20 protein-coding genes and 1 pseudogene are annotated in these 26116 nt (G+C 47.8%); 12 read left to right on the top strand and 9 right to left on the bottom strand.

The window, feature by feature from the left end; translation table 11 throughout:
* The first annotated feature begins 15 nt into the window (after window positions 1-15).
* The 3 genes from VP504_RS17260 to VP504_RS17250 are packed head-to-tail and all read left to right on the top strand — an operon-like array spanning window position 16 to window position 5582.
* Window positions 16-3393 carry a type VI secretion protein IcmF/TssM N-terminal domain-containing protein gene (locus VP504_RS17260; RefSeq protein ID WP_325892251.1) on the top strand — a complete coding sequence of 1126 codons (3378 nt, stop codon included), beginning with the start codon at window positions 16-18 and terminating at the stop codon, window positions 3391-3393.
* Window positions 3394-3414: 21 nt separating this feature from the next.
* Complete coding sequence (locus tag VP504_RS17255) at window positions 3415-4275, top strand: hypothetical protein (protein WP_325892250.1); 861 nt, start codon at window positions 3415-3417, stop codon at window positions 4273-4275.
* The gene (locus VP504_RS17250; RefSeq protein ID WP_325894080.1) at window positions 4275-5582 is read left to right on the top strand and encodes a type VI secretion system ImpA family N-terminal domain-containing protein; all 1308 of its coding nucleotides are present in this window, start codon (window positions 4275-4277) and stop codon (window positions 5580-5582) included. The genes VP504_RS17255 and VP504_RS17250 overlap by 1 nt, the downstream gene beginning before the upstream one ends.
* A gap of 119 nt (window positions 5583-5701) precedes the next feature.
* Here VP504_RS17250 and aspS read toward each other — a convergent pair whose 3' ends face one another.
* Window positions 5702-7489, bottom strand: coding sequence for an aspartate--tRNA ligase (gene aspS / locus VP504_RS17245; RefSeq protein ID WP_325892249.1), 1788 nt, complete (start codon window positions 7487-7489; stop codon window positions 5702-5704).
* Between the two features lie 498 nt (window positions 7490-7987).
* On the opposite strand from aspS, the gene VP504_RS17240 reads away from it, so the two are divergent.
* Window positions 7988-8830, top strand: a complete 843-nt coding sequence (locus tag VP504_RS17240; protein ID WP_325894079.1) for a DUF72 domain-containing protein — start codon at window positions 7988-7990, stop codon at window positions 8828-8830.
* A gap of 12 nt (window positions 8831-8842) precedes the next feature.
* Here VP504_RS17240 and VP504_RS17235 read toward each other — a convergent pair whose 3' ends face one another.
* From VP504_RS17235 to VP504_RS17220, 4 genes are all read right to left on the bottom strand, one after another.
* Complete coding sequence (locus VP504_RS17235; RefSeq protein WP_325892248.1) at window positions 8843-10018, bottom strand: hypothetical protein; 1176 nt, start codon at window positions 10016-10018, stop codon at window positions 8843-8845.
* 8 nt (window positions 10019-10026) lie between these two features.
* Window positions 10027-10812 (bottom strand): outer membrane lipoprotein-sorting protein, encoded by a 786-nt coding sequence (locus tag VP504_RS17230; RefSeq protein WP_325894078.1) that lies wholly within the window; start codon window positions 10810-10812, stop codon window positions 10027-10029.
* Between the two features lie 48 nt (window positions 10813-10860).
* Window positions 10861-13182: an efflux RND transporter permease subunit gene (locus tag VP504_RS17225; RefSeq protein WP_325892247.1), complete on the bottom strand. Its 2322-nt coding sequence runs from the start codon at window positions 13180-13182 to the stop codon at window positions 10861-10863.
* 250 nt (window positions 13183-13432) lie between these two features.
* Window positions 13433-14218, bottom strand: coding sequence for a TetR/AcrR family transcriptional regulator (locus VP504_RS17220; protein ID WP_325892246.1), 786 nt, complete (start codon window positions 14216-14218; stop codon window positions 13433-13435).
* Between the two features lie 277 nt (window positions 14219-14495).
* Here VP504_RS17220 and cmoA point away from each other — a divergent pair, with 277 nt between their 5' ends.
* The 6 genes from cmoA (at window position 14496) to VP504_RS17190 (ending at window position 21429) form a co-directional block, all read left to right on the top strand.
* Window positions 14496-15224, top strand: coding sequence for a carboxy-S-adenosyl-L-methionine synthase CmoA (gene cmoA, locus VP504_RS17215; RefSeq protein ID WP_325892245.1), 729 nt, complete (start codon window positions 14496-14498; stop codon window positions 15222-15224).
* Between the two features lie 68 nt (window positions 15225-15292).
* Window positions 15293-16264, top strand: coding sequence for a tRNA 5-methoxyuridine(34)/uridine 5-oxyacetic acid(34) synthase CmoB (gene cmoB, locus VP504_RS17210; protein ID WP_325892244.1), 972 nt, complete (start codon window positions 15293-15295; stop codon window positions 16262-16264).
* Between the two features lie 315 nt (window positions 16265-16579).
* Window positions 16580-17341 (top strand): ATP-dependent zinc protease family protein, encoded by a 762-nt coding sequence (locus tag VP504_RS17205; RefSeq protein WP_325892243.1) that lies wholly within the window; start codon window positions 16580-16582, stop codon window positions 17339-17341.
* Window positions 17342-17382: 41 nt separating this feature from the next.
* On the top strand, window positions 17383-18888 hold the full coding sequence (locus VP504_RS17200; RefSeq protein WP_325892242.1) for an inactive transglutaminase family protein: 1506 nt from the start codon (window positions 17383-17385) through the stop codon (window positions 18886-18888).
* A gap of 3 nt (window positions 18889-18891) precedes the next feature.
* Entirely contained in the window at window positions 18892-19875 is a 984-nt protein-coding gene (locus VP504_RS17195) for an alpha-L-glutamate ligase-like protein (protein ID WP_325892241.1), read from the top strand.
* A 384-nt stretch (window positions 19876-20259) separates the two neighbouring features.
* Complete coding sequence (locus VP504_RS17190; RefSeq protein WP_325892240.1) at window positions 20260-21429, top strand: MalY/PatB family protein; 1170 nt, start codon at window positions 20260-20262, stop codon at window positions 21427-21429.
* Window positions 21430-21525: 96 nt separating this feature from the next.
* Here the strand turns inward: VP504_RS17190 and VP504_RS17185 are convergent, their stop codons facing one another.
* Both VP504_RS17185 and VP504_RS17180 read right to left on the bottom strand, forming a co-directional pair.
* A complete protein-coding gene (locus VP504_RS17185) occupies window positions 21526-22065 on the bottom strand; it encodes a DUF1176 domain-containing protein (RefSeq protein WP_325892239.1) in 540 nt (179 codons plus the stop codon).
* A 247-nt stretch (window positions 22066-22312) separates the two neighbouring features.
* On the bottom strand, window positions 22313-22768 hold the full coding sequence (locus VP504_RS17180) for a c-type cytochrome (RefSeq protein ID WP_325892238.1): 456 nt from the start codon (window positions 22766-22768) through the stop codon (window positions 22313-22315).
* Between the two features lie 150 nt (window positions 22769-22918).
* On the opposite strand from VP504_RS17180, the gene VP504_RS17175 reads away from it, so the two are divergent.
* A complete protein-coding gene (locus VP504_RS17175; protein ID WP_325892236.1) occupies window positions 22919-23533 on the top strand; it encodes a cytochrome b/b6 domain-containing protein in 615 nt (204 codons plus the stop codon).
* Window positions 23534-23722: 189 nt separating this feature from the next.
* Here VP504_RS17175 and VP504_RS17170 read toward each other — a convergent pair.
* Window positions 23723-23903, bottom strand: a pseudogene (locus VP504_RS17170) (PTS glucose transporter subunit IIBC); the annotation flags it as partial.
* Window positions 23904-24034: 131 nt separating this feature from the next.
* Here VP504_RS17170 and VP504_RS17165 point away from each other — a divergent pair.
* Complete coding sequence (locus VP504_RS17165; protein ID WP_325892235.1) at window positions 24035-25048, top strand: alpha/beta hydrolase family protein; 1014 nt, start codon at window positions 24035-24037, stop codon at window positions 25046-25048.
* 12 nt (window positions 25049-25060) lie between these two features.
* Here the strand turns inward: VP504_RS17165 and VP504_RS17160 are convergent, their stop codons facing one another.
* On the bottom strand, window positions 25061-26110 hold the full coding sequence (locus tag VP504_RS17160) for a helix-turn-helix domain-containing protein (protein ID WP_325892234.1): 1050 nt from the start codon (window positions 26108-26110) through the stop codon (window positions 25061-25063).
* Window positions 26111-26116: the final 6 nt, after the last annotated feature.

Genomic DNA, 26116 nt, shown 5'->3' with positions numbered 1-26116 from the left:
CTAACGAGAAGTGGAATGAAAAAGAAAATCCTGGCGTTAATAGGTTGGCTTTGTTTAATCACCCTGTTACTGCTTTTATCAGCAGCACTTTTTTACACCGTGAATAAAAACCAATGGCCATGGTGGTATGGCGCAATCGGTGCCTTATTGATCTGTGCGTTTGCCTTCACTCTGGTTTCACTGGCGAAATGGATACGTCGACGTCGGCAAAAGCGTCTCATTAAACGTATGGTCACCCATGACCAGCCGCAACTGGACACCACGGAAGAGCAACACAAACACCGCCAAACCGAGGTAAAAAGCCAGTTCTTGGCCGCCATAGACACACTAAAGAAATCGACGTTGTCGGCACAGGGCGACCCCGTGCATGCCTTACCATGGTTTTTGGTGCTCGGTGAAACCGACTCCGGAAAAACATCCGCGCTACGAAAATGCGGTTTAACGTCGTTAATTTCCAAAGCAGGTCCAAAGTTAAACGCCGATTCTACCGACACCTGTGATTGGTGGTTTTTTGAAGATGCCGTCGTACTCGATACCGCAGGAAGGTACACCCTGCCGCTTAATGGTGACGACGACGAATACGAATGGCAGGAATTTCTCACGCTACTCGGAAAACACCGAAAACGCGAACCAATCAATGGCATTGTGATTACCTTACCCGCAGAAATGCTGGTGGAAGGCGATGCAGAGAGAATAAAAAAATACGGCACTTACATTGCTAATCGACTCAACGCGCTGACGACAGAATTAAAAGCACGTGTATCCGTATATTTAATGATAACTAAAGCCGATCACATCTTTGGTTTCAACGAATTTGCTGAACAGCTCAGCGCCGACAAGCAAAAAGAGGCGCTGGGCATCACCATTGAGCAGACGTTGGAAGCCTCCGACTTTATTGACATGGCATTGAACGACCTGTGTGACCGAATTGAAGCGTTATCACTGCTTTCTCCGAATCAGGTCTCATGTGCTGAGCTCAGCCTAACGGACGAGCTGAAAGCGTTGAAAACAGTATTAAACCAGTTCGCCAGATCCGCGTTTGGTCATGGGAAATATCATGAAGCCGTGTTACTGAGAGGGATCTACCTTTCCAGTGCCAGACAACAACACCCCACCCAAAGCGCCTGTTTCTCGAAAATCAGCCAAAGCACAGGCCCTGAGAGGGAACACGGTCTCTTTCTTCACGATTTCTTTTCACACTTGTTACCCAGTCAGCGAGCGGCATACCACCCCAGCAGCGCATGGTTAAATGTTCAACGGAAAAAAGTCTACACCCTGGGTGGCGTATTTGTTGCCATCCTCACGGTAGGCGCACTCACCCTCACCTATGTGTTTTGGCAAGGTCACAACCAGCTATCAGCCCTACAGAACAGTCTGGTGAACCTTCAACAACATGCGAAGCAAACTACGTCGCCCGAACAAAGTTTGCTCAGGCTGTCAGATTTACATACCCAGATTGCTGGTTTCGAGCGCGAATTGCCCCCCCGTTATTTGCAGCCTGTCAGCTTAAAGGAGCCCATGGTTATCGCCCTTGCTAACGCGAAAAACATATACAGCGAGAACTTTCACCGTCAGGTCATCCACCCCACCAACCAACGGCAATTGCAGTGGCTCAAACATGCAGAAGACCCCAGTGTGGCGCTCGGTGCCGTGATTGATAATTTCGCCTCCCAGCTAAAGGGAGTCGATGCTACCCTCAACGATACTTATCGCCCCATCACGCTTTCAACGCCGGCGGGACAAGCAGAAGACAGCGAAACCCCCTGGCTATACCAAGGTGTATACGAATCACTGTTTAACGCCTACCTGGGCTTTAACACCCAGCCTAAACAATTGCTCGCATTGCGCGCCCAACTCGACAACCAGTTGAACAATCTGCTTGCCATCAACGGTGAACTCTCCTGGTTGGTCAGCTGGGCAAATCACCACAACCGACCTGTCAGCTCCAATGAGTTCTGGCAATTACCTTTAGTGAGTCCGCTTAAAATACCGGGGGCATTTACCGAACAGGGCCATCAACACATTCAAGCCTTGCTGACCACACTCAGTGCCTTGAAGTTGGTCGACAACAGTCAGGTTTCTCGTTTCAACAGTGGTTATGCCGTTCAATACCTCGAACATTGGCGCAACCTGAACCTGAACTTCAACCAGACCGGCGAAGGCATGACCATGGCAGAAAGGCGTATGGTGTCTCTCACGGTGAACCAACCCGACAACCCTTTCGCCATCTTGCAGCAAAGAACCCTTAAAGCGCTGCAGGCCATAGCAGCAATCAATGATGTGAGCTTACGTTCCCTCACGCTCGCGGAAACGATGTTAAAAGGCTACTGGGCGGAGAAAGAACAAGACAACCTGAATAAAGGACAGGCGTTTATAGATTCGGCAGTCAACAGTCTGGTCGAAGGGGACAGCGCATATTTCGAAAAAATAGAAAAAGGCAAAGAATGGGTTGGCGCATTCACTCAAGCCATGGTGGTGCAAAACCAGAATATTGATAATCAGTCCAAAGTGACAGAAAGCCTGGGGCGATGGCTAAGCGGCGCAGCTTCCGGTGCTGGCATAGAAGATGCCTTTACGGCCACACAGCAACTGGAGAATTTATTGGCCTTAGCGCCCGGCTCAACATCGCTGGGGGGCGATCAGCTTTTCAACAATATCTACCAGTTTATGCTCGAATCCAGCATGGAAACCGCCGCCTGTCGCATACAAAGTGCATGGGAAAGTGACGTGCTCGGGCCACTCAAGTATCTGCCCAATAGAGAAAAAGTACAGCGACTGTATGAAAAAAAAGGGTTGTTAGATACCTTTCTTACCCAACAGCTCACCCCTTTCGTCAGCCTTGACGGGAGAGGCTGGAAGCCCAAAATGTTGCAAGGCAAGCAAATTGAGTTCCAGCCCGCCTTTTTCAACTTAGTGGAACGGGGGGCGTATGTTCGGGGTTCGCAGCAACAGGAATATACGGTGCGCGTTCGGTCCTTACCCGTTACCGTCAACCGGGATGCGTTAACTTACCCGCAAAAAACCACCCTTTCACTTTCCTGTGAAAGCGGCGAACAGACTTTGGTCAACCATAACTATGACAAGAAGCAGGTGTTCAAATGGCAGCCCTCTTCCTGTTTCACCACCAAAATCAGCATCGATTTTGGCGATTTCATTTTGAATAAAGCCTGGGAGGGTGAAGGCGCATTTCCCGATTTCCTTCAAGATATGGCCGGAGGCTCCCTGAGACTGGCTCCCTATGATTTTTCAGGCTCACTGCTTTCATTGAAAAAACACAATATTAAGCAAGTGACCATCAATTATGAAATACAAGGAGGACGTTCAATAAGGAACTGGAAAAAAGCCAGAAACCTCGTGATGCCAGAAAAAATCGTTCACTGTGATGTCAAATAACCGAAAAGAGGAAAGGAAAAAATGTCAACACAATATGATATTGAACAGGATGAAAAAATTCTTGCTCTGGAAAACCCTGATAAACACCAAGATAACAACAAGGGGAATTACAGGAGTATTACAATGGGCTCAAAGTCCTTTATAACGCTAGGTTCTTTTAATAATGTACTAGTTGGAAACTCTGCTGACGTTTCGGTCGGTCCTAGTGAGAGCTTAAAAATTGGACCCGCATTATCTGTAAGTATTGGCGGAGGAGTTAGCGTGAGTTATGCAATGAAAGCTGAACTTAATTATGAAAAAGTGAATAAATGGAGTAAAGGAAGGATTAGCGCCTCAGTAGAAGACACACAATTAAGTAAGGATTATAACATATACGCCGTTAACAGGACGGATATGATGAAAGATAATAAGGTTTATATAGGGGTGGATAAATTAAAACCAAAAAATCCTAAGAATTGGTTTTTTAAAGAAAAGTATATTGAAGGTGATGATCCTGTAATAGGAGTAAATTATAATAACAATCTGGTTAGTAATATATACATTGATGGAAGCGAAAAAAAGGAAATGACTGGTGATGAAACAAAGCGAATATTGGGGGAGGTTGAATATAAGTCACAGAAAATAAATATAAGCGCATATGAAAACTTAGGAAGTAATTACAATGCTGAAGCTAAATTAGCGGCAGTGAACGTATCATCAAAAAGTGAGGCCAGTGTCACTATTAGTCCGTCTTCTATTGAATTAAAATCAGACAATAATTTTAAAAATTCAAGGATCATTCTAGAACCAGAAAAAATTAAGCTTCACCCAACTGGAAGTCCAGTCCTCGAACTCAAGAAGGAGGGAGCTGTTACAACTGCTGATAAATGGATTTTCGCGTGATGAAAAAGAAGAATAGTATCATCAAAAGACCCATATTTCACACAAGTCCTTGCGGTATCAACGCAGCGGAAACTGAGCCATTTGATGAAGTAAAGGCTCAGATTAATAATAAGAGCAAGATCATGGCCAGGGTTTCCTGGCCAGTGGTCGAAAAAGGCACGGAGGAGATATTACGCCACCATAGTAAGGATTTCCGCTGCGTGTGTTATTACGCCGTTGCTGCCACGCACAACAGAGGGATAGAGGGATTATTCGATGGGTTAAACGCCATTTTGGACATGTGCCTGATCTATTGGGATAACGGCTTTCCCAAAGGAGGAAAAAAAGATGCCCGGTTAGCCGCGTTTGAATGGTATATCGAAAATATTTTACCTACCAAAGCCTTGATACAAGAAGAGAAAGACAAAGCCAAGCTAGAATTAGGCCGTTCGCTGGCGCTTGATATACATGAAGAATTGCTCAAGCACTATGGAAGAGCAGCGCCTGCTTTTGATTCATTGGTCGCGCTGTTTTCCCGCCGTATTGAAAATCTTGAGGCGAAACAGCGGGCGTCGCTGACACTATTTGACCAGGCTGAACCGCCTCCCCCCCAGCCTTTGGTTGCGCCTGCTTCGACCGAGCCTGAGGCCGCGCTTTCCCAAAAACCCAGCAGCAAAAAGGCAAATACGCCTTTGCTACTGATGATCGCACTGACCTTTTTTGCGGCGTTTTTCTACATTATCTACCAAGAAAAACAATTGGAGAGGCTAAAAGAAAACATCAAAGACTATTCCATTGAACGCGTACTGAGCGTGATCAGACATGCGGATACGCCGACAGAACTCACCGCTATACAACAGCCTTTGTATGAAAGGCTCGCGGCGATTGTCAACACCTATGGCCACGAGCCGTTTTCTGTTGATAAAAGCCATAAAGTGCTGGCATCCATCAAGGAGTTTGAGCGGCTTTACCCTGAATCGAACAAAGCCGAAGTGTTAGAAAAGGCGTTTGTTTCTAAACATGCTGGTTTAGTCAGCGAGTGGGCGGCCTTAAACGAGGGCTTCAAGAAAGCCAGAACCCTGTTCGCGAACCTGAAAGAAGCAGGAGGTGAACAAGCAGGTATCATAAAATCCTATCAATACAGCAACACCCTGTTTCCATTGATGGGCAGAATTAACTTCGCCGAGAGCGAGCAATCATTGGAAGCGCTGGATAGAGCGCAATACATCCTCAACAGCTATCAGTACAAGATTAACCAACTTCGTGAGGACCTTGAATTGCAAAGCTTGGGAGTAAACGCAGAGGGGAGGAGAAGCGTTTCGCCATAAGCCTGAGCTAAGCCCCTTTTCTTGGATAAAATCAAACTACCTGAAGCTGACTGAATTCAGGCAATTTGGGTGTAAAAAAGGGCCAGAAAGTGCTGACCCTTGTGCAGACTTCGTGTACGTTACGCGTCGTCTTCTTCGTTCTTCTTCGCTGCTACGGTAACCGCAATCGCCAGTTCCTCAAGCGCTGCCGGGTTAGCAAGGCTTGGTGCATCAGTCAAAAGACACGCCGCTGCAGTGGTTTTCGGGAACGCGATAACATCACGGATGTTTTCAGTGCCACAAAGCAGCATGACCAAACGGTCAAGACCGAATGCAAGACCTGCGTGTGGTGGCGTACCGTACTTCAAAGCTTCAAGCAGGAAGCCGAACTTCTCTTTCTGCTCGTCTGATTCAATACCCAGAATATCAAACACAACAGTTTGCATGTCAGAGTTGTGAATACGCACAGAACCACCACCCACTTCGTAGCCGTTTAGAACCATGTCATATGCGTTAGAAATTGCTGATGCCGGGTTTGCGCGTAGCTCTTCTGCCGTCATGCCCAAAGGTGACGTGAATGGGTGGTGCATCGCGTGCAAATTACCTTCGTCATCTTCTTCGAACATTGGGAAGTCAACCACCCACAGTGGTGCCCACTTGCTGGTGTCGGTCAGACCCAGATCGGTACCCAGCTTCAGACGCAGTGCACCCATCGCTTCAGTCACCACTTTCTTGCTGTCAGCACCGAACAGGATGATGTCGCCAGACTCTGCGCCAGTGCGATCAAGAATGGCGTTAACCACTTCCTCGTTCAGGAATTTGGCAACCGGAGACTGAACACCTTCAAAGCCTGCTGCACGGTCGTTCACTTTCATCCATGCCAGACCCTTCGCGCCGTAGATACCAACAAACTTGGTGTAGTCGTCGATTTGCTTACGAGACAGTTCTGCGCCACCCGGTACACGGATAACTGCAACACGGCCTTTCGGATCGTTTGCTGGGCCAGAGAAAACCTTGAATTCAACGTCTTTCAGGATATCTGCAACATCAACCATTTCCAGCGGGTTACGCAGGTCTGGTTTGTCTGAACCGAAACGACGCATCGCTTCTTCGAACGACATGATTGGGAATTGACCCAGATCGACGTTCAACAATTCTTGCCACATATCGCGAACCATGTTTTCAGTCACTTCGCGCACTTGTTCTGCGTTCATGAACGAGGTTTCGATATCGATTTGGGTGAATTCAGGCTGACGGTCTGCACGCAGGTCTTCGTCGCGGAAACACTTCACGATTTGGTAGTAACGGTCGAAACCAGACATCATCAGCAGCTGTTTGAACAGCTGTGGAGACTGAGGCAGCGCGTAGAAGCTACCTTTGTGAACACGGCTTGGCACCAAGTAGTCACGCGCGCCTTCTGGGGTCGCTTTGGTCAGTACTGGCGTTTCGATGTCCAGGAAACCGTTGTCATCCAGGAAACGACGGACAAAGCTCGACGCTTTTGCGCGCAGCTTGATGCGGTCACTCATTTCAGGACGACGCAGGTCAAGGTAACGGTGTTTCAGACGCTGTTCTTCAGAGTTGTTCTGGTTGAAGTCCAATGGAAGTGGCGCTGCTCGGTTGATGATCTCAACACCACTCGCCAGCACTTCGACTTCACCCGTCTCCATACCTTTATTAATTTGGCTGTCAGGACGCAGACGCACTTCACCGGTGATCTTGATACAGAATTCGTTACGCAGTTGGTTAGCAACCTCGAAGATATCTTTCATATCCGGGTCTACAACTACCTGAACGATACCTTCACGATCTCGCATATCGATGAAGATAAGACCGCCTAAATCGCGACGACGGTTAACCCAGCCGCATAGTTCTACAGTTTGCCCTGCGAGGGCTTTGTTCAGGTGACCACAATATTGGGTGCGCATATGAATTTCCCGATCTGTTACTTACTGTCCTTTTACGCCACAAGACGCAAAGTATCGAATGAGGGTTTGCAGCTTTCACTGCTGATGCCCGCTGGAAAAACTGCACCAGCGAACCTCTAAATATTTCAAAAAGACGGCGCATTATAAAGGAAAAAATGAGCCTGCGGTAAATCGTAGCCAGACTAAGGAGGGAAATCGTCGCAACTGCGCAAAAAATCAGCAAAGATTGACCTCTCGCCAGAGTTATACCAATCACAGTAGGTAGCTGATCAGAAATAGCGCAGGAAAAATGCTCGAGAACAAGGCGGGAAATTTCGATAAGTAGTTATTCTACAATCAAATTTTTCAACGCAGTTATCGAGCATTTTAACAAGCTAGGATGAGCAGATATTTACTACGATTGGTATTAATTCCACAATAGCCGCTCAAACAACAGAAAGGACGCTAGGTTTGCAAACGCCGCTTTCCCAACTGACTTCACCACCAATCCGCCTTGGTATGACTCAATGGTCGCACAATTCATGGCAGCGCGTGTTCTACCCTTCAGGCACAAAAAGCGGCGAACGACTGGCCCGTTATGCTGAAGTGTTTAATTCCGTGGAAGGTAACACCACCTTTTACGCGAGTCCTTCCCACGCCACGGTGGCAAACTGGAAAGCGGCCACCAGCGATGCATTCAGTTTTACCTTCAAGTTTCCCCAACCCGTGACGCACCAAATGATGCTGCGCCATTCTGATGAAATGGTCTCAGAATTTATTACTCTTATGCAGCCACTCCATGAGCGCATTGGCCTTTGGAAAATTCAGCTTCCTGCAGCGTTTGGGCCTGAGAATTTGCCCGACCTCAAACGCTTTCTGAGCGCAATGCCAACAGGCTTTAAACTGGGTGTGGAAGTTCGTCATCTCGCGTTTTTTGCCAAAGGTGAGGAAGAACGCGCGTTGAATGCGATGCTGATGGAGCTTGGCGCAAACCGCATCATCATGGATAGCCGCCCTGTTTTCGCGGTTTCACCCGATACCGACGCCCTGCTTGATGCTCAGCAGAAAAAGCCGAAATTGCCTGTACATGCTATTTCGACGGCCGAAACCCCCATGGTGCGATTTATCGGAGATCCAACGCTTGAGCGAAACGATAAGTTCTTTGCCAACTGGCTGAAGAAGATCCCAGTCTGGATAAATGAAGGTAAAACGCCTTACCTCTTTATTCACACCGCCAATAACGACGAAGCGCCGCAGTTAGCGGCGCGTTATTACGAAAAGCTTTGTGAGCACATTACCTTGCCACCATTGGCACCCTTAATGCCGGAGCAACCAAACAGCAGCCAGATGAGTTTGCTTTAGAGGGAAGCCTTTTCAAAAATACCAACTGATTTCCGCTTCCAGAAAATCATCTTTGCGGAGCGAGTATACAGGGTCAGATGGGGTATCAGAATCAAACATCCAGCCCGTAACTGTCCAGCTCCAATCGTTACTGAAACGCCCACTGGATTCGAGCCTCATGGTGACTGAATCAGAGTTATCCAAATCCACCGTACCACCCACGAGAAACTCGGTGCCGTCTAAATCGTTCAACACCCAACGAAGTCCGGCAAACACATCATTTTGGCCTGCCACTGGCGCTTTTTCACCTCGGTTGTCATAAAGGTATTCCACCAAAAACCCAAGATCGGTCATGCCGCCATTGACGCCAACATAGGTATATTCAAAGCCACCAGTAAACGCCGTGTGATTGTCTAAGCTGAATCTTCGAATGGCTTCTGCTTTCCAAAGCCAATCCCCGAAAATCGCCTGCACATCCAGTCCAAACTGACTCATCAATGCGTAATACGGTTCCACAGATTTCGACAATCCCTGCACGAAATAAGGATCCCGATTAGTGCCATGAAAAGCACTGACACCGAAATCCCATTGGTCCCACATTAGCGAGTAACGCCCCGCCACATCCGGATACCACTCTTCATGTCGCGATTCGTATTGCGCTTCTGTATCGCCCAACCCCGGGAAAGCCAGTCTGCCATCATTGCTGGCGAAGGTTCGTTCCCGAAAGTAAGGAAGCAGGTACAAATCGAGCAGGCTGTCATCAAACTCCCAACCGATGCTCACCATGGGTTGCCCGAGTTTTACTTCACCATCAATCGCTTCTACTGCGTCGGTTTGGTTAATCACATCAACTAAATGTTGTGACTCCGTCACGCCCCAGAAGACAATACCGACACCCGCACGAATTTCATAATTGCTGTCATAGTGTCGCCACAAGGCCTCGCGAACATCACCATGAGTGCGGTCGTCGTCCATGGAATCCCAACGGAGAAATGGCGAGAACACAAAACTCGAGTTGCCCTCTTCAGTTTCCCAATAAAGCTCTGGCTCTATCGCCACCGAAGTCTGGCTTTTGCTTTGCCCCAACAAGCCAGTTTCCGCAAACTGACGCTGCTGGAATGAGATTTCACCTTCTGCCTCAAAATGCTCAAAGGCAGAAAGGGGAAGCGCAGTCAGCGCCAGTGCTGCCCCCAATACTGCTGATTTCATCCAACCTCCTAGCGTGCACGTTTCAGGCTGGATTTGGAGAAATCTTTTTCTTCAAGTCCCGTGTTAAATGCCAGTTTGCTGGTGGTCAGTGTGGTGACTTTTCCGGTCTGGTGGTTTTCCATCACCATTTCAAGCGCACGCCAATACTGGTCCATATACTGCTGATAATCCGCGAAGCTCAGGGTTTTCAGCAAAGTGTTACGACGGTCGTAAAACTCGATTTTCAGCGGACGATAGTGCTCTTTATCCAGCCACACTTTCTGACGGGTATAACCGGAATATTTGTCAGTCGGAATTTGCTCAACCACAAAGCTATCCAAGCCTTCGACAGACTCATCACCTAAATAGTTAAAGCGGTATTTTTCCAGTTCAAATGAGCTCAGATCTTCATAGGCAAACTCACTACCCATAAATGGACCTGATTTGTTGCGCGATGCAATTCGCTTAGTGCGTTTAAGCGCTGGCAGATACAGCCACTGGTCATCCGGGCCTGTCACATGCGAATAGTTCAGAAATACCGTGCCACGCACATCGCGCGGCTCATCAAAAATCGTCAGGCCTTTATCGCCGTCATCTGCCACTTCCAGAGTGTTGATGCGAAGCTTTCGTTCACTGGTATCACCATTCGCATTTTGCAGCACCATGGTCAGGGTAGAAGCGCTGTCGCCCCACCCTTCATCACGTTTTTTGCGTTCTTGAGCAATTTCCAAACCGCGAGCTTCATCTGCCATAAGCGGCATCGATACGCTCAACAGGCTCAATGACACCACCACCGCCTGACTTAACTTCTTCATCGTGCTCATCGTTCTCTCCTTGATTCTTTTTGTCTATTGTCTGTTCTACTATTGGGCGGTTTGTATAACCAGATCTTCCGATTCACGGGCGTAAGACTTGCGGTCGGCAACCAGCAATACTGCAGGAAGAAGAATGAAATCGACCACCAGCGCAATGAAGATCACCATGGCACTCAACATGCCCATGTCAGCGTTTAAGCGGAATACGGACGTTGCCAGCACACTAAAGCCTGCCACCAACACCACTGTGGTGATCCAAAGTGCACGGCCAACGGTGCTGAATGCGTAACGGATACCCTCTTCAACATTGCGTCCTTGAAGGCGCGCATAGCGATACTTGGATAGGAAATGAACCGTGTCATCTACTACGATGCCAAGCGTGAGAGTCACGACAATAGAGAGTCCCAGATTGATTTCACCGGAAATCACTGCCCAAAAACCAAAGCCGATAATGGCGGGAGCAAGATTCGGCACCAGACTGATCGCGCCCAGTCGCCATGAGCGCAGCGCAAACACCAGCAGCCCAGAAATCAGCACCAGTGCAATCGGCAAGGTCTTAAGCATGCTTTCCATATTGGTTTCGCCAATGTGGGCAAACATCAGGTTCGGACCGGAAGAGGTCATGTCGAATTGCGGCGCGTTAGCGGCAAACCATTTATCCATGCGCTGCTCAAGATCGATGAGTTCAACGCTGCCCAAGTTGTCGACAGTAAGCAGCAACTTCACTGCAGACTTATCAATGTTTACTTCATTGTTCAGGTCTAGGCCGTAAGGAAGAGACATCTCATAAAGCAACAGGTATTGCGCCGCTAGCTCGGGATCGGTCGGCAATTGATAGTAAGCTTCATCATCGGCATACATGTTCTTGTTCAAACGCTTGAACGTGTCTGAAATAGACGCAACATGGTCGACTTCCGGTTGAATACGCAACCAATCAGTAAAAGTGCTGACCGTTTGCAAGAATTCCGGCTGGGTGATGCCTTGCGGCTGACCAGACTTAATCGACAAGCTGATGGCCGTGGTACCACTGATGTTTTCTTCCATAAAGTCAGCTGCCTGACGGAAGGTATTTTCTGGGCCAAAGTACTCCACTGAGTTATCGTTCACTTGGTTCTGAACCAGCAGCATGCTGCTCAGCACCACCACAACAGCACTGACAGGCAAGATCATTTTGTGGTGACGAATGACTGAATCAGCAATCCAGCCCATCACCTTATTGCCCGGACTTTGCGATTGCTTCACTTTTACTGGCATCAGTTGTAGCAATGCTGGTAGCAAGGTAACGGAAATGAAAAACGCGATCATCACACCCACCGCTGCTAGGTTACCCATGTCACGTAGTACCGGAGAGTTCGAGGCATTCATCATCAGGAAACCGATAGATGTGGTGACCGAAGTGATCAGCAGTGCAAGGAAGTTCAGCTTCAAGGCATAGCTGATTGCCTCAGATTTCGCTTTACCTTCACGAAGTCCATGAACATAAGACGTGATCAGGTGAACACAGTCCGCCACCGCCAACGTCATGATCAATGTAGGCACATTCACGGTGCCATTATTGAGGTAGTGCCCCACCCAGCCAAGTAATCCCATTGTGCTGGCAATCGTGAGCACGATAACCACCAGCGTGGCAAAAACAAACTTCCACGAACGCAGCATGAAACCCAGAAAGACCAGAATCACCAACAACATCATAGGTACCAATGTATTGCCGTCATCCATGGCTGCGAGAGCAAAGGCATTGTTCAAAGCAATGATCCCGCCGAGATGAAACTCTACATCGCTATGCGTCTGGCTAACGCTGTCGAGCAACTGGTCAGCGAAAACAGAGATTTCATTGACTTCAACACTCTGGTCACCGTCAGGAAGTTGGAAGGTAATCGTCACGACAGCAACACTGCCATCCTTAGAAACACTTGAACCTACGAGTCGCGGTTCGTTCAATGCGACATCTCGAATATAGGCGAGACGTGAAGCATCCAACTCGATGTAATCTGCCGCCAAATCCTCAACCAACAAGTCATCTTCTTCTGCTGTCGTATGCTGATAATTGGTAATGGAATCGACGCGGCTGGCATAAGGGGTTTGCCATGCTTCATTGGTCAGTTGCTTCACCAGTGACAGGTTTTCTTCGGTAAAGACGTCACGATTAGCAGGTGCAACCACGATAGATAGGGTATCGGTTTTGTTGAAGGTGGCTTCCAGCTCTTTAAACGCCTGAAGCTGGGGGTTTCCTTCATCAAAGAAGATTTGGTAATCGCCGCGGAAATAAAGTTTGGAGGCACCAAACGCCGCGAGTAGGGAAATCAAAACACTAAGGACTAAAAACAACCATGGCCTCAAGGTTGGCCATTGGGAAAGGTCTCTGTTCATCACAGGCTCCGTTTGTGACGATTCGTCAATAAATCCGCTTTAAAAAGCCAACACAGTGGCTTAGTAAGACTCAACAGATTTCCGAACCAACCTTGACGAAACGTCAAAATTGGAAAAATTAAAAAGCGCTAACGCGCTACGACAACAATCCACATACAATCGTGAAGTTGACGATTCGTCATAAATGACGTTTCGTCACTATAAGTCAACAAGCATCATATTGAAAGTGATTTTTGACGGTTCGTCAGGATTAGGCTTTTTGCCCGAGAAGAGCAAGCTCCTCAGAGAAGAGTTCCTTCCTTGCACGCGACCAGGTTTGCTCGTAGTCAAACTCGGTCGATAAAGGCTTCCAACCGAGGCCATCCAGCAGAAAGTTAATGTTTTGAAGGACAAGGTTGTGATTCATTTGACGAGCTACACAAGAGCTGTGCGCAGCATTATGAACCAAAGCATTGGTACCAAAACCCATCGCCCAGTTCGCAAACACCACGCTATCTGGTGTCACGCCGGGGTTTAATACCAGCTCACCTGAATCAATACCATTTTGAACAAACGCATCACCAATGGAAACGGCAATTTCTTCGAGTTCGTTGAGTTTTTCCAGACGCGCCGGAGCGCTCTTTTCTGTCACTGCAGGCGTGCGGCTAACCATGGCGCACATGGAAAGGATGGGTTCTAGCTGGGAGAAAACGAAATAGCCAACATGCATCGCAACACACTTTTCACGGCTGGAGCCTTCAAATGACAATGAACGTTTGAACATAGGAAGCTCGCGGCTCAGCGCTTCAATCGCCAAAGCAGCAATCAGATCTTCTTTGCTGTTGAAGTGGTTGTAAATCGTCCCTTTGGAATATGGGCTGGCAGCAGCCACTTTATCCATGGTCAATTGAGCAAAACCTTCTCGCATTACCACGTCACGCGCGATACCCAACAATTCTTTCTCTCTGTCACGCATGGCTAATTGCTTGCGGCTAAGAGAAGAAGTATCAAGGTTTTCAATCGCGGACATTCTGTTTTCGATGGTTTGCTCTAACATAACGACTTCCCAAATAAGATCGGGTCACTTATAGCACGGAATATAACAAAACGAAAAACGGACACTGTATTTAAAACCTGACTACTTGACGAAATTCAACAGTTACGAATTTCTCACCGTCCGCTTCGCAACAGCATAGTAGAGACAAACGACACAAAATTCTCTACAATACGCGCCCTTTCGATGCTGGATGGAAACTGGCGTCACGGCGTGTAGTAATGCCAGCACTCAGGAATGCAGAGATTGATGGCAAACGGTTCTTTTTAGGCAGGTACAGATGGCAAATCGCGACAATATTTTTGCTGCGCCAATTGAAAAACTGGGTGACTTTACCTTCGACGAAAACGTCGCAGAAGTTTTTCCGGATATGATTCAGCGCTCGGTACCGGGCTATAGCAATATCATTTCCGCGATTGGTATGCTGGCTGAGCGTTTCGCCACTGACGGCAGCCGCGTGTACGATTTAGGTTGTTCGCTAGGTGCGGCAACACTGTCTATGCGTCGCCATATTAAAGCACAACACTGTACCATTATTGGCGTCGATAACTCGCCTGCGATGGTTGAACGCTGCAAACTGCACGTGAATGCCTACCGCTCAGACACCGATGTACAAATCATTGAAGACGATATCCGTAATGTCGATATCCAAAACGCTTCTGTGGTTGTGCTGAACTTTACCTTGCAGTTTTTGACCCCAGACGATCGTCAGGCATTGCTTGAGAAAATCTTCGCAGGCCTTAAGCCTGGTGGCATTCTTATTCTCTCTGAGAAATACAACTTTGCCGATGAAACCGCGAACGAGCTCCTCATCGACCTGCACCATGATTTCAAACGCGCTAACGGTTATAGCGAACTGGAAATCAGTCAAAAACGCAGTGCACTGGAAAATGTGATGAAGCCTGACAGTATCGACACCCACAAACAGCGCCTGACTGACATTGGTTTCACTAGCGTGGCGGTGTGGTTCCAGTGCTTTAACTTTGGCTCCATGTTTGCCATCAAGTAAAAGCTCACAGCTAAAAATTCATCGCGTTAGGTAAGCTGGCGCAACACGAAAACAATAAGACGATACCTATGTTCGATTTTTCTGACTTCTACCAACTGATTGCTAAAAACCGTCTCCAAAACTGGCTGAATGTATTGCCAGCGCAATTGACGGAATGGCAAAACCAGCCACATGGTGACCTGCCAAAATGGATGCGCGTGCTGAAGAAGATCCCGATGGATACACCTTCCTACGTTGACCTGAAAGACAGCGTGACCATTGGTACAGAAGACGAACTGCCGACTGGACAGCGTGCGAAAGTTGAAAACTTGCTGCGCGCTTTCCACCCTTGGCGCAAAGGTCCTTACCATGTTCATGGCATCAACATAGACACTGAGTGGCGCTCAGACTGGAAATGGGATCGTGTACTACCACATATCTCTCCTTTAAAAGGACGCTATGTCTTAGATGTGGGCTGCGGTAATGGCTACCACATGTGGCGCATGCTGGGTGAAGGAGCAGAGTTAACTGTAGGTATCGATCCTTCTGAGTTGTTCCTCGTTCAGTTCGAGGCGATTCGCCGCATGATGGGCAACGACCAACGTGCCCACCTACTTCCACTGGGTATTGAAAAGCTACCAGAGCTGAGAGCTTTCGATACCGTCTTCAGTATGGGCGTGCTTTATCACCGTCGCTCTCCGCTTGACCACGTGATCCAGTTGAAAAATCAATTGGTAAAAAATGGTGAGCTTGTATTAGAAACCTTGGTGATTGATGGCGATGAAAACGCGGTGCTGGTGCCATTCAGTCGTTACGCGCAAATGCACAATGTCTACTTCTTCCCTTCCGCGAAAGCACTGAAAGTGTGGTTGGAGAAAGTTGGGTTTGTGGACGTACGCATTGTCGATGAGTGCGTGACCACCACTGACGAGCAGCGCACAACAGATTGGATGACGCACAATTCGCTACCTGATTATCTTGACCCAAATGATCCAACAAAAACGGTTGAAGGTTATCCGGCACCAAAACGCGCCATTTTGGTTGCACGTAACCCAGACTAAGATTGCTTTGTTCATGGATCTAACAGGCAGTTCAATGACTGCCTGATAGATTCATAATATCCAGAAACTCAGTCTCATCATTTTGATGGTAGCCCTGTCTCATTCCCGCAAAAAGGCCAATGAATCTCCGCAGATCTAGTTTTGAATTGACCTAATTACTATACACCAAAGGTAAAAAAATCGTCACAGATCAGAATGTTCCGATAATTGACAATTCTGACTCAGATATGACAAATCTCCCTTCTCGCTTCGTTTTTTTCGGGATAAACTACACTCCTATTTTCAACGCCTTAACCACCCAGCACGGAGCTCCACATGCTAACTCGCAGCGGATTGCTGATTCTTTTCTCTGCTGTCCTCTCTGGCTGCAGCATTACATCTCAGGAACAGCACCAACAGACCCTGAATGCAATCAGTAACATAGAGACCAACATTCAGAGTGACTACTCGTCGCTAAACCAAAGTGTTCAAATACAGCAAGAACAAATCGCAACCCTTGAACATCAGGTTGCCGATATTTCTGACACACTCAAAATCATGCGTCAGAATCAGGCCCGCGAAGCTGCGAATAGAGCTGAGCCACAAGTGGTCTACGTTGAGAAAGAAGTACCAGTGCCGCAAAAATCCGATAAAGCTGTGCTTGGTGAACAAGAGTGGGTTTGGATTGATGCTGCGGGCTCCAACTACAAGGCCCGTGTAGACACCGGCGCAACAACGTCCTCTCTGAATGCGACTGGCATTCAGGAGTTCGAACGTGACGGTAAAACCTGGGTCAGCTTCAATCTTGCACATACCCAAAATGGCAAGGGTGAGTCCGAACCACTAGCAAATATCGAAGCACCAGTGACTCGCTGGGTAAAGATCCGTCAAGCTTCCACTGAGGGTCTTGAGCGTCGTCCGGTTGTAGAACTGCGTATCAGAGTAGGTGAACTGCATGAAAAAACGCAATTTACGCTGGCTGACCGTTCGCATATGGAATTTCCGGTTCTTCTGGGTCGTGAGTTCTTTAAAGACATTGCCGTCGTTGACGTCTCTAAGTCTTACATCCATCCAAAGTTTGTTGCCGAAAAGAAATAGCGCACTGAACTTCAAACCACAGTGCCAATAACGAGGAAAGAATGACTTCACGCGTTCCTTTTTATTTGCTCATCAGTGTGCTGATCATCGTCGGCATGGGCATGAGTATTTACCGCCATAATGTCTACGGCGTACCCTGGACAGCGGGACAAAAACACCAAGTGTGGGAAGTGGAAGCCCGCGTTGAATTCGAAGCCAACGGTAAGCCCGTTAAAGTTTCATTGGCAACACCGGATACCCAGGAAGGCTTTACCCTCATCAATGAAAATACCAGCTCACCGGGCTACGGATTTGCATTGATCAATACGGAAGATGGCCGCAGAGCGGAGTGGAGCAAGCGCGAAGCTAGCGGACAACAAATTCTCTATTTCAAAAACCAAATGCTGGTTGATGAAAACGCCAACTACCCTATCGAACCACCCCTAAGTGATGTGACACCAGCCGTGCTTGATGGCCCTATCAAGACTGCTGCAGATGCTCTTCTCGAACAAGCCAGACAGCGCTCCGCAGACAATGTGACACTCGCGCGTGAGCTCATCAAACAGTTCAACGACAAAGAAAGCCAAAATGCAGCCCTTCTCACCAAAGAAATGAGCAAGGCCCAAGCGATCGTGGCTATTCTTTCGCTGGAAAACATCCATGCCCGTGTCGTTGGCGCATTGCAATTGGAAGATGGTCGACGCCGCCAAAGTATCATCCCAATGGTGGAAGTTTGGGATAACGAACATTGGCAATTGTTTAACCTAGATACCGGAACAGAAGATTCTTTCGACAATCTTTTGATCTGGAATCAAAAAGGCACGCCTTTACTCGAAGTCATGGGTGGCACCAACAGCCAAGTCCGCTTCTCTATCATTGCGCAGGACATCAGTCCGCAGCAGGCAACTGATGAGAAAATACAGGCCGAAAGCCTGCTGAATTTCTCTATTCACAGCCTGCCTATTGAAGAACAGGCGATGTTTAAAACCATCATGCTGATCCCCATTGGCGCTCTGATTGTTGTGCTGCTGCGTGTACTTGTCGGCCTGAAAACTTCCGGTACGTTTATGCCCGTGCTGATTGCTGTCGCTTTTGTTCAGACACAATTAGTGCCGGGCCTTGTTGGCTTCCTGTTGATTGTTGGTACCGGTCTGATTATCAGAAGTTATCTATCAAGGCTTAATCTGCTCCTTGTTGCGAGAATATCTGCCGTGATTATCACGGTAATCATGATCATCTCTATCTTCACCATTGTTGCATTCAAAATTGGATTGGTCGAAGGCCTGACTATTACCTTCTTCCCAATGATTATTCTCTCCTGGACCATCGAACGTATGTCGATCCTCTGGGAAGAGGAAGGCGCGAAACAAGTGCTTATTCAAGGTGGCGGCTCGCTACTGACCGCTGTCCTGGTATACCTGGCAATGACCAATGACTTTGTCCGCCATATTACGTTCAACTTCGTGGGTATTCAGTTGGTGATTCTGGCACTTATCCTGATGTTGGGTAACTACACTGGCTACCGTCTGAGTGAGTTGAAGCGCTTCAAGCCACTGGTGAAGGACTAAGGCATGCTGGGTATCCTCAAGAAATACACATCGCCTTTTAAGCTGCACAATGCAGGCATCATGGGAATGAACCGCCGGAATATCAGCTATATCGGCCGATATAACAAACGCAGTTTGTTCCCATTGGTGGATAACAAACTGAAAACCAAAAAAATTGCGCAGCGTGCCGGAGCAACGGTTCCAGAGTTGATTGGCGTCATCAACGAGCAGCACCAAGTCCCATCAATCCACGAGATGGTAAAAGACTGGCCTGGCTTTGTGATAAAGCCTGCTCAGGGCTCGGGCGGTAAAGGTATTCTGGTCGTAACCTCAAACAAGGATGGCGTATATAAAAAGCCATCTGGATCTGAGGTCAGTAAGGAAGAAGTGGAACGCCACATCACCAACACCTTGGCGGGCTTGTTCTCTCTGGGTGGTAAAAACGATGTCGCTGTTGTAGAAAACCTGATCCAGTTTGATGATGTGTTTGATGGTTTCAGCTACGAAGGTGTACCAGATATCCGCGTGATCGTGTTTAAAGGTTACCCTGTGATGGCGATGATGCGTCTTTCTACTGCTGCATCCGATGGTAAAGCCAACCTTCACCAAGGTGCAGTAGGAGTCGGTATTGATATCGCGACGGGTAAGGCGCTGCGTGCAGTGCAATTTAACCGACCGATTGAGCATCACCCCGATACTGGCCGCTTATTGAGCGAGCTTCATGTTCCTCATTGGGAACTGCTACTGACTCTCGCCGCGAGCGCATGGGAAATGACAGGCCTTGGCTATCTGGGTACGGATATGGTGCTCGACAAAGAAAAGGGTCCGATGGTGCTGGAGCTCAATGCCCGCCCCGGTCTGGCGATTCAAATTGCTAACGGCTGTGGACTGCTGCCAAGGCTTCGTCATATCGAAGCAATCGGAGAAACTGCTCACCTCACGACACCGGAAGAGCGCGTGGCTTACGCAGCGAAGAATTTTTCAGGCACCTGCACGCCCGGACGTTAAGTTTAAACAAGATATACCCAAATAACCTGAAGATGCAGGATTCAGCGAGTTTGACTGGCGTTGTGATCGCGGCGTTCCTTTGTAGGTGTAGTCACCTCCATCAAAAAGGAACAACAAAGAGCACGACGTCAGTCAACTCGCCCGAAGGGAGGCCCTCAATACGCCCACTTCATCGTTAAATTCCACGGAAATAGAACGACTATTCCTCGCGAAATTTGCCTCGAATTGAACGTATTGATGACCTCTGAATGCGAGCATCTTCAGGTTTTTTGGGTATACGTCAATCGGGCTTCGGCCCGATTTTGTTTCAGACGACTCCTGCCCTTTCCCATTTCCATCCAGTTTCAGTAAGCTAAGGTTATTGACCCCTAAGGAACACTGAGAATGGACGCATCAACCCACCAATTTGATTTTGATAAAGAAGTCGACCGTACAAAAAGCCAAAGCGACAAATGGGATAAATACAAAGGTCAGGACATCCTTCCAATGTGGGTTGCTGACAGTGATTTCCAATCCCCACCAGCGGTAATCGAAGCACTCCAAGAGCGCGTATCACACGGCGTGTTTGGCTATACCCATGCGTCAGATACCTTGACTGCGATTTTCGTCGCCCGCATGAAATCCCGCTACAACTGGGACATTCAACCTGAGTGGGTGGTTTATCTTCCTGGTTTAGTATGTGGGCTTAATATCGCAGCACGCGCTTTGACTGACGAAGGCCAAACCATTATCAGCCCGAGCCCAATCTATCCACCTTTTATTTCTTCTGCAAAATTCGCTGAGCGTCCGCTAGTGAAAGCCACAGTGAAGCTGTCAGATGGCCGCAGGATGCCGAATTTGGTAGAAGCTGAGGAACAACTCTCTGGTAAAGGTGGTTTACTGCAAATGTGTAACCCGCTGAACCCGGGTGGGACGGTTTATACCCGCGAAGAGTTGGAAGCTACGCTAGCGTTTGCGGAAAAACATGATTTGTTTGTGTGTTCAGACGAAATCCATTGCGATCTGATCCTGGACGGTGACAAGCAACACATTCCATTCGCAAGCATCAGTGAAAGTGCCGAGCAGCGCAGCGTGACACTCATGGCACCCAGTAAAACCTTTAACATTGCTGGGCTTGGTGCTTCTATCGCCATCATTCCCAATGCGAAACTTCGCCAGCGCTTTAGCAAGATCAAGCGTGGTATCGTACCGGGGGTTAACGTATTGGCCTTCACCGCGGCCGAAGCAGCTTATGAACATGGCGAAGCTTGGCTTCAAGAGCAACTTTGCTATCTGGCAGGCCACCGCGATTACCTCATGCAGGAAATCAACGCCCTGCCCGGCATGAAACTGGAGCACATCGAAGCCACTTACCTTGCTTGGATTGATTGCAGTGAATTGCCTGTCGACAATCCTCATCGTTTCTTTGAGGAAGCAGGCGTAGGGCTCTCCCCTGGACTGGACTTTGGTAACCGCAAATTCGTCAGACTGAACTTTGGGTGCACGAGGAAAACGTTGGAGCAGGCGTTGCAACGAATGAAAATCGCCATTATGGCTTTGCCTTTAGAAGGCTAGAGAAACTTAGTCATGGCAACACCTGAAGGCACATGCCAAATCATGTACCTTCAGGTCTTTCAGCCTTGCGCCCACCGACTTCAGCTCCCTTCGAGTTTAACCCCTATTGATATAAAACTGCTCGATAAATAATAGTGATGCCGTGACGCCTCGCAACGATAATCTGTATGAAACTTCATTGCCGCTTTGGCTAACATAGTCGATCTTCATCCATCGTCCCGCTTTCATAGCTGGGATAAGTTTCTGTGTATCTTCAGCACTCAACTTAACACCATTCAATGAGTTGGGTTGGGCTGAGAACGTCATTGCTGGATCGTTATCTATATGGAATGTCACACGGTCTGAGGGGTATTTACCGTCCAAAACATTGTAAAACTCAATCGTGTAATGAGTGGAGATACCACGCTGCAGAGTCAGTTGAAAAACAGTGCCATCCCCATAGTTGAACGCCGACTTATCACGAACACTGGCATTAGCACGGCATATTCCGGAGCTGCGTGAATTTGATATCTCTTGGCACACGACTAACCAGTCTTTGAAATAACTCCTCACTTCTCCGGGAAAAGCAGCAAGCTGGAACGAACTAAGCAGGAGTAACCAAAATATATAGGACATTTTTAACACTTGCCTCTTCACAGCCCCTCTCCTCTGTATCCATCTCATGAACAGGTTGTTTTATATATCCTACTAGAGTCTGCTGACCTTTGGTGATGTTTTTATCAGCAGTTTGTGGGGATTTTATGCAAGGCAGAGGCTTCTCATTCAGCTAGCCTACACGAGAAGCGATAACGCTTTTGGCCAGAGCGGAGTTTAACCACCAAAGATCAACAGCCCTTAGAGTCATGAATACAAAAACAGCGCCAAATGGCGCTGTTTTTTTCTGCTAGCGTTTAACTCGATAACCACGGTGACACGCTTTACAGGAACGGTCAGCACTTTTGATTGCCGCCTCTAGAGCATCATCATCTTGCGCCATAGCAGCGTCTGCCATTGAAACAAAGCTGGTTTTCAAGCCATCAAGACCGGATTCAAACTTGTCCCATTTGGTCCAAACTACTGGCTTACTGCGACTGTCAAAGCTGCTACCTTCTGGGAACATCCCTTTCAGCGCGACGACAGTATCGGCATTCTTAATAGCAAGGTTGCGGATGGTGTCCCAATCCGAGTCGCTGCCGTCTTCGGCTTTCTTCAAGCTTTTAAATGTGTCTGCAATAGAGAGGAAGTTTTGCTGGCGATTATCAATCACTTCTGAAAAATCCCGCGCAATTGCTGCACCAGATACCATCAGCAGAGCACTGACCAAACCGATTGCTTTACTTCTTGTTGCAATTCTTTTCACGACTTTATCCCTGTAATGCTGTTGAATCGACGAATAACATCATAAAACCCAACAATTTTATGGATATTTCTGTTAAAACTCGACAGAAAAATTGTAACGTTTCGCGTTAAACTCCATGCCTACATTTTCAGGGAAAATCAGGAACAAATCATGAAGATATGGGACGCACCGACCCGCATTTATCATTGGCTACAAGCTGCATTGTTTACGGCGATGTGTGTGACCGGATTTCTTCAAGAAGGTCCACACCTGACCATTGGCCTCGCGCTCGCTGCACTGCTGGTTTGGCGAATCCTTTGGGGCTTAGTCGGCAGCAAGACCAGCCGTTTCCTGCATTTTGTAAAATCCCCGCGTTCAGCAGTAAACTACCTTCTCGGTAAGGAAGAACACGATGGTGTTGGCCACAACCCCGCTGGCGGATTGATGGTCATCTTGATGCTGTCATTGTTGATGTTTCAGTGTTTTATCGGGATGGCCCAAGCTGGGTATTTTGACGACTACATCAGCGACGAAAGCTGGCTTTACGACATCGACCTTTTGGCAATGATCCACCTGTATGGTGCGTATTTGTTGATTGGATTGGTAGGCATACACCTAGCAGCAATCGCCATTTACAGCGCGAAAGGAAAATCATTGGTGAAAGCCATGATTACGGGAAGGCAGTCTCAGTTACAGCCAACCTCACTCTTCTTCCGGTCGAACAGACGCGCAGGTGCGATACTACTCGGTATCGGTGGATTTCTGACGTACTTCGTTTCTGGATAACCTAAAAAGAACATCAATGGCCATTTGGGCCAACTCACCAAGACGACTGTTATTTCAGAAAAGGAAAGGACTGGTTGAGCATTATGAAAATATAAGCCAGCACAATAAGCGAAGTGCAGAATCACGGGGGGAATGCGAAACTGCACTTCAGGGGGAACCTATTGGCGTTTAAATGCCGTTTGATTCGGTTTAATTAGAGAGTGCGACTTTCATCTGCTCGGCGACTTTGTCGACCTTGCCCAATCCGACGACCACTTGTAGGCCAGCTTTACCGATTGGAATCACATCTGCCGCGCCCAGTTGTTTCAGTTTCTCACTATTCACTATCTGCCAATCCAGAGTCTTTCACTGTCAGGCGAAGACGGGTGACACGAACTAACAAGAAGCTCATGTATTAGGAATAAAATCACGATCGAGGACGTACTCGATCGTGTTCTAGGACTCGGCAGCACTGGTCTCAGAACATACTGGCTCCAATCTCATGGTTTAAGGAGCCACAAGGTGAAACCCATTTATTTACTCGTTATCTTGTTAACGTTCGTCCTAAACTCTGCCTTTGCAGCGAATGTGGGGTTTGAGCAATTCTCGCTTGAAGATGACACATCAAGACCACTGAATGTTTCCATCTGGTACCCAACAGTTCAACCGTCACCAAAAACCGTGGTTGGCGAAAACCCAGCTTTTGTTGGTACTGAAGTGATCAAAGCAGCAACGCTTGATGTGAGAAAAGCACCGGTTGTTTTGCTCTCTCATGGTTATCGCGGAAGTTGGCGAAATCTTAATTGGCTGGCGACTAAGCTTGCTAAACGTGGTTACGTGGTGGCAGCACCTGACCATCCTGGTACTACAACCTTTGACCGTTCTCCCAAACAGGCAGCCCAATGGTGGCAGAGACCAAGGGATATTTCCCGTGTACTGAGTTTTCTGCTGAACGATACGAAAAGGAAACACGCTTTAGATGCTGAAAACATTTCCGCAATCGGCCACTCTTTGGGCGGCTGGACAGCAATGCAATTGGCAGGGGTTGAATTTGACAGGCACACCATGAAGCAGCAATGCCAACTTGTGTTCAATCAAAGAACATGTGGTTCAGCCAAGGAACTGGGGCTTACTGATATTCAGCCTAAGGAGCCTCTGGCTAGCTCACTAAAAGACACACGTATCAAACGTGTTGTCAGTTTGGATTTGGGTTTAGCGCGAGGGTTTTCTGTGCAAAGTATGACCAGAACGCAAACGCCAGCGCTCATTCTGGCGGCCGGTATCGACATTGGTGATTTGCCACAAGCTATGGAGTCAGGCTATTTGGCCGAACATCTACCCTTGGAGACAAGACACTATAAAGTGTATGAGCAAGCCACCCATTTCAGTTTTATGCAGCGCTGTAAGGCAGGCGCTGTCGATTTGCTGGAAAAAGAATACAAGGGTGATGGTATTATCTGTAAAGATGGATTCGGCATCAGCCGAGAGAAGCTGCATGCCAGAATATTTAAAGATATTCTATGGTTTCTGGAGTAATTCGCTGGTGTATCAAAGACAAGCATTTCGATACTCACTGGGAGTTTTACCTGTGATCCGCAAAAATTCCCGGTTGAAGTTGGATTTGGTCTGAAAACCTGCTTCAAGATAAATCTCAGTGATGGCCAAGTCGCTACTTTCCAGTAATGACTTGGCATGTTCTATCCGGTATTGGTTAATCACACGCGAAAGGTTTTCCCCACAAACCAGATTCACCGATGAAGAAATTTTTCTCCCCGGAATACCCATTTTCCTTGCCAGCTTATTCAGCGTCAGATCGGGATCTTTGAAAAGTTCTCTCAGCTTCATCACCTCGTCCAGCTTCGCGACAATGGATGTCACTTCGTCACTGACACCAGTATTTTGCTCAGGCTGCTGCGTCGTCTCAGAAATAGCTAAATCAGAAGTAAGTTCGATGTCTTTGCCTTCAGCGGCTTTCTCTTTAGAAGGTACACTCGCATCTACAATCACCACCAGCAAAGCGATTACAGGTATCAGTATCAGGTAGCTGAAAGTGAGAATGTGACCCGTATGCTCGGCATTAAATGCGACAAAGTCATAAGAGATAGCGCTGTCGATGATTGCCGAAAATAGCAGTAAAGCGCCTGCCGCTCTTTCGACATAACTCGTGCGGCCTGCGTCGCTTAGTCTCACTCTCGCCGCCACATTAAAGGAGCTAGAAAGCAGCCAAACGCCGTAGGCAACGTACAAGGCGACCAGTACAACATCGGTTAGTCCCAGCCATAGATGCGGATAGCCAGCGGAAGCGACTCCCACAAGTACAGGACCAAGCCAGTGAGCCTTGCTAAATGGCTTATTTGTGTGAGCTTGTGAAAAGCACCACCATGCGGATATGGGAAGACACGCACCTAACACTGGCTGTATCGCACGGAAAAAACCAATATCCGTCGTCCACCTCAAACCCACGACTGCGGTTGCGACAGCACACAGGATCAAAAACCAGAAAGGGCGTTTTGACTGGTAGTATGAACGATTGAAAATAATCGACGCCCCAAAAAGCAACATCAAAGACGCTACAAATGGCAATGGAATAGAGAGCATTTTCAT

The sequence above is a fragment of the Grimontia sp. NTOU-MAR1 genome, from assembly GCF_035758505.1.
GTDB classification, from domain to species: domain Bacteria; phylum Pseudomonadota; class Gammaproteobacteria; order Enterobacterales; family Vibrionaceae; genus Enterovibrio; species Enterovibrio marinus.
The sequence above is the reverse complement of the archived record's forward strand: the minus strand, read 5'-3'. Positions and strand labels throughout refer to the sequence as shown.

Excerpts from the sequence above, each read along its gene's own strand:
- VP504_RS17190 (WP_325892240.1), top strand. The coding sequence starts at position 20,260 with ATGGACGCATCAACCCACCAATTTGATTTTGATAAAGAAGTCGACCGT.
- cmoB (WP_325892244.1), top strand. The coding sequence starts at position 15,293 with ATGTTCGATTTTTCTGACTTCTACCAACTGATTGCTAAAAACCGTCTC.
- aspS (WP_325892249.1), bottom strand. The coding sequence starts at position 7,489 with ATGCGCACCCAATATTGTGGTCACCTGAACAAAGCCCTCGCAGGGCAA.
- VP504_RS17200 (WP_325892242.1), top strand. The coding sequence starts at position 17,383 with ATGACTTCACGCGTTCCTTTTTATTTGCTCATCAGTGTGCTGATCATC.
- VP504_RS17205 (WP_325892243.1), top strand. The coding sequence starts at position 16,580 with ATGCTAACTCGCAGCGGATTGCTGATTCTTTTCTCTGCTGTCCTCTCT.
- VP504_RS17260 (WP_325892251.1), top strand. The coding sequence starts at position 16 with ATGAAAAAGAAAATCCTGGCGTTAATAGGTTGGCTTTGTTTAATCACC.
- VP504_RS17195 (WP_325892241.1), top strand. The coding sequence starts at position 18,892 with ATGCTGGGTATCCTCAAGAAATACACATCGCCTTTTAAGCTGCACAAT.
- cmoA (WP_325892245.1), top strand. The coding sequence starts at position 14,496 with ATGGCAAATCGCGACAATATTTTTGCTGCGCCAATTGAAAAACTGGGT.
- VP504_RS17175 (WP_325892236.1), top strand. The coding sequence starts at position 22,919 with ATGAAGATATGGGACGCACCGACCCGCATTTATCATTGGCTACAAGCT.
- VP504_RS17235 (WP_325892248.1), bottom strand. The coding sequence starts at position 10,018 with ATGAAATCAGCAGTATTGGGGGCAGCACTGGCGCTGACTGCGCTTCCC.
- VP504_RS17230 (WP_325894078.1), bottom strand. The coding sequence starts at position 10,812 with ATGAAGAAGTTAAGTCAGGCGGTGGTGGTGTCATTGAGCCTGTTGAGC.
- VP504_RS17255 (WP_325892250.1), top strand. The coding sequence starts at position 3,415 with ATGTCAACACAATATGATATTGAACAGGATGAAAAAATTCTTGCTCTG.
- VP504_RS17225 (WP_325892247.1), bottom strand. The coding sequence starts at position 13,182 with ATGAACAGAGACCTTTCCCAATGGCCAACCTTGAGGCCATGGTTGTTT.
- VP504_RS17250 (WP_325894080.1), top strand. The coding sequence starts at position 4,275 with ATGAAAAAGAAGAATAGTATCATCAAAAGACCCATATTTCACACAAGT.
- VP504_RS17240 (WP_325894079.1), top strand. The coding sequence starts at position 7,988 with ATGACTCAATGGTCGCACAATTCATGGCAGCGCGTGTTCTACCCTTCA.
- VP504_RS17220 (WP_325892246.1), bottom strand. The coding sequence starts at position 14,218 with ATGTTAGAGCAAACCATCGAAAACAGAATGTCCGCGATTGAAAACCTT.
- VP504_RS17160 (WP_325892234.1), bottom strand. The coding sequence starts at position 26,110 with ATGCTCTCTATTCCATTGCCATTTGTAGCGTCTTTGATGTTGCTTTTT.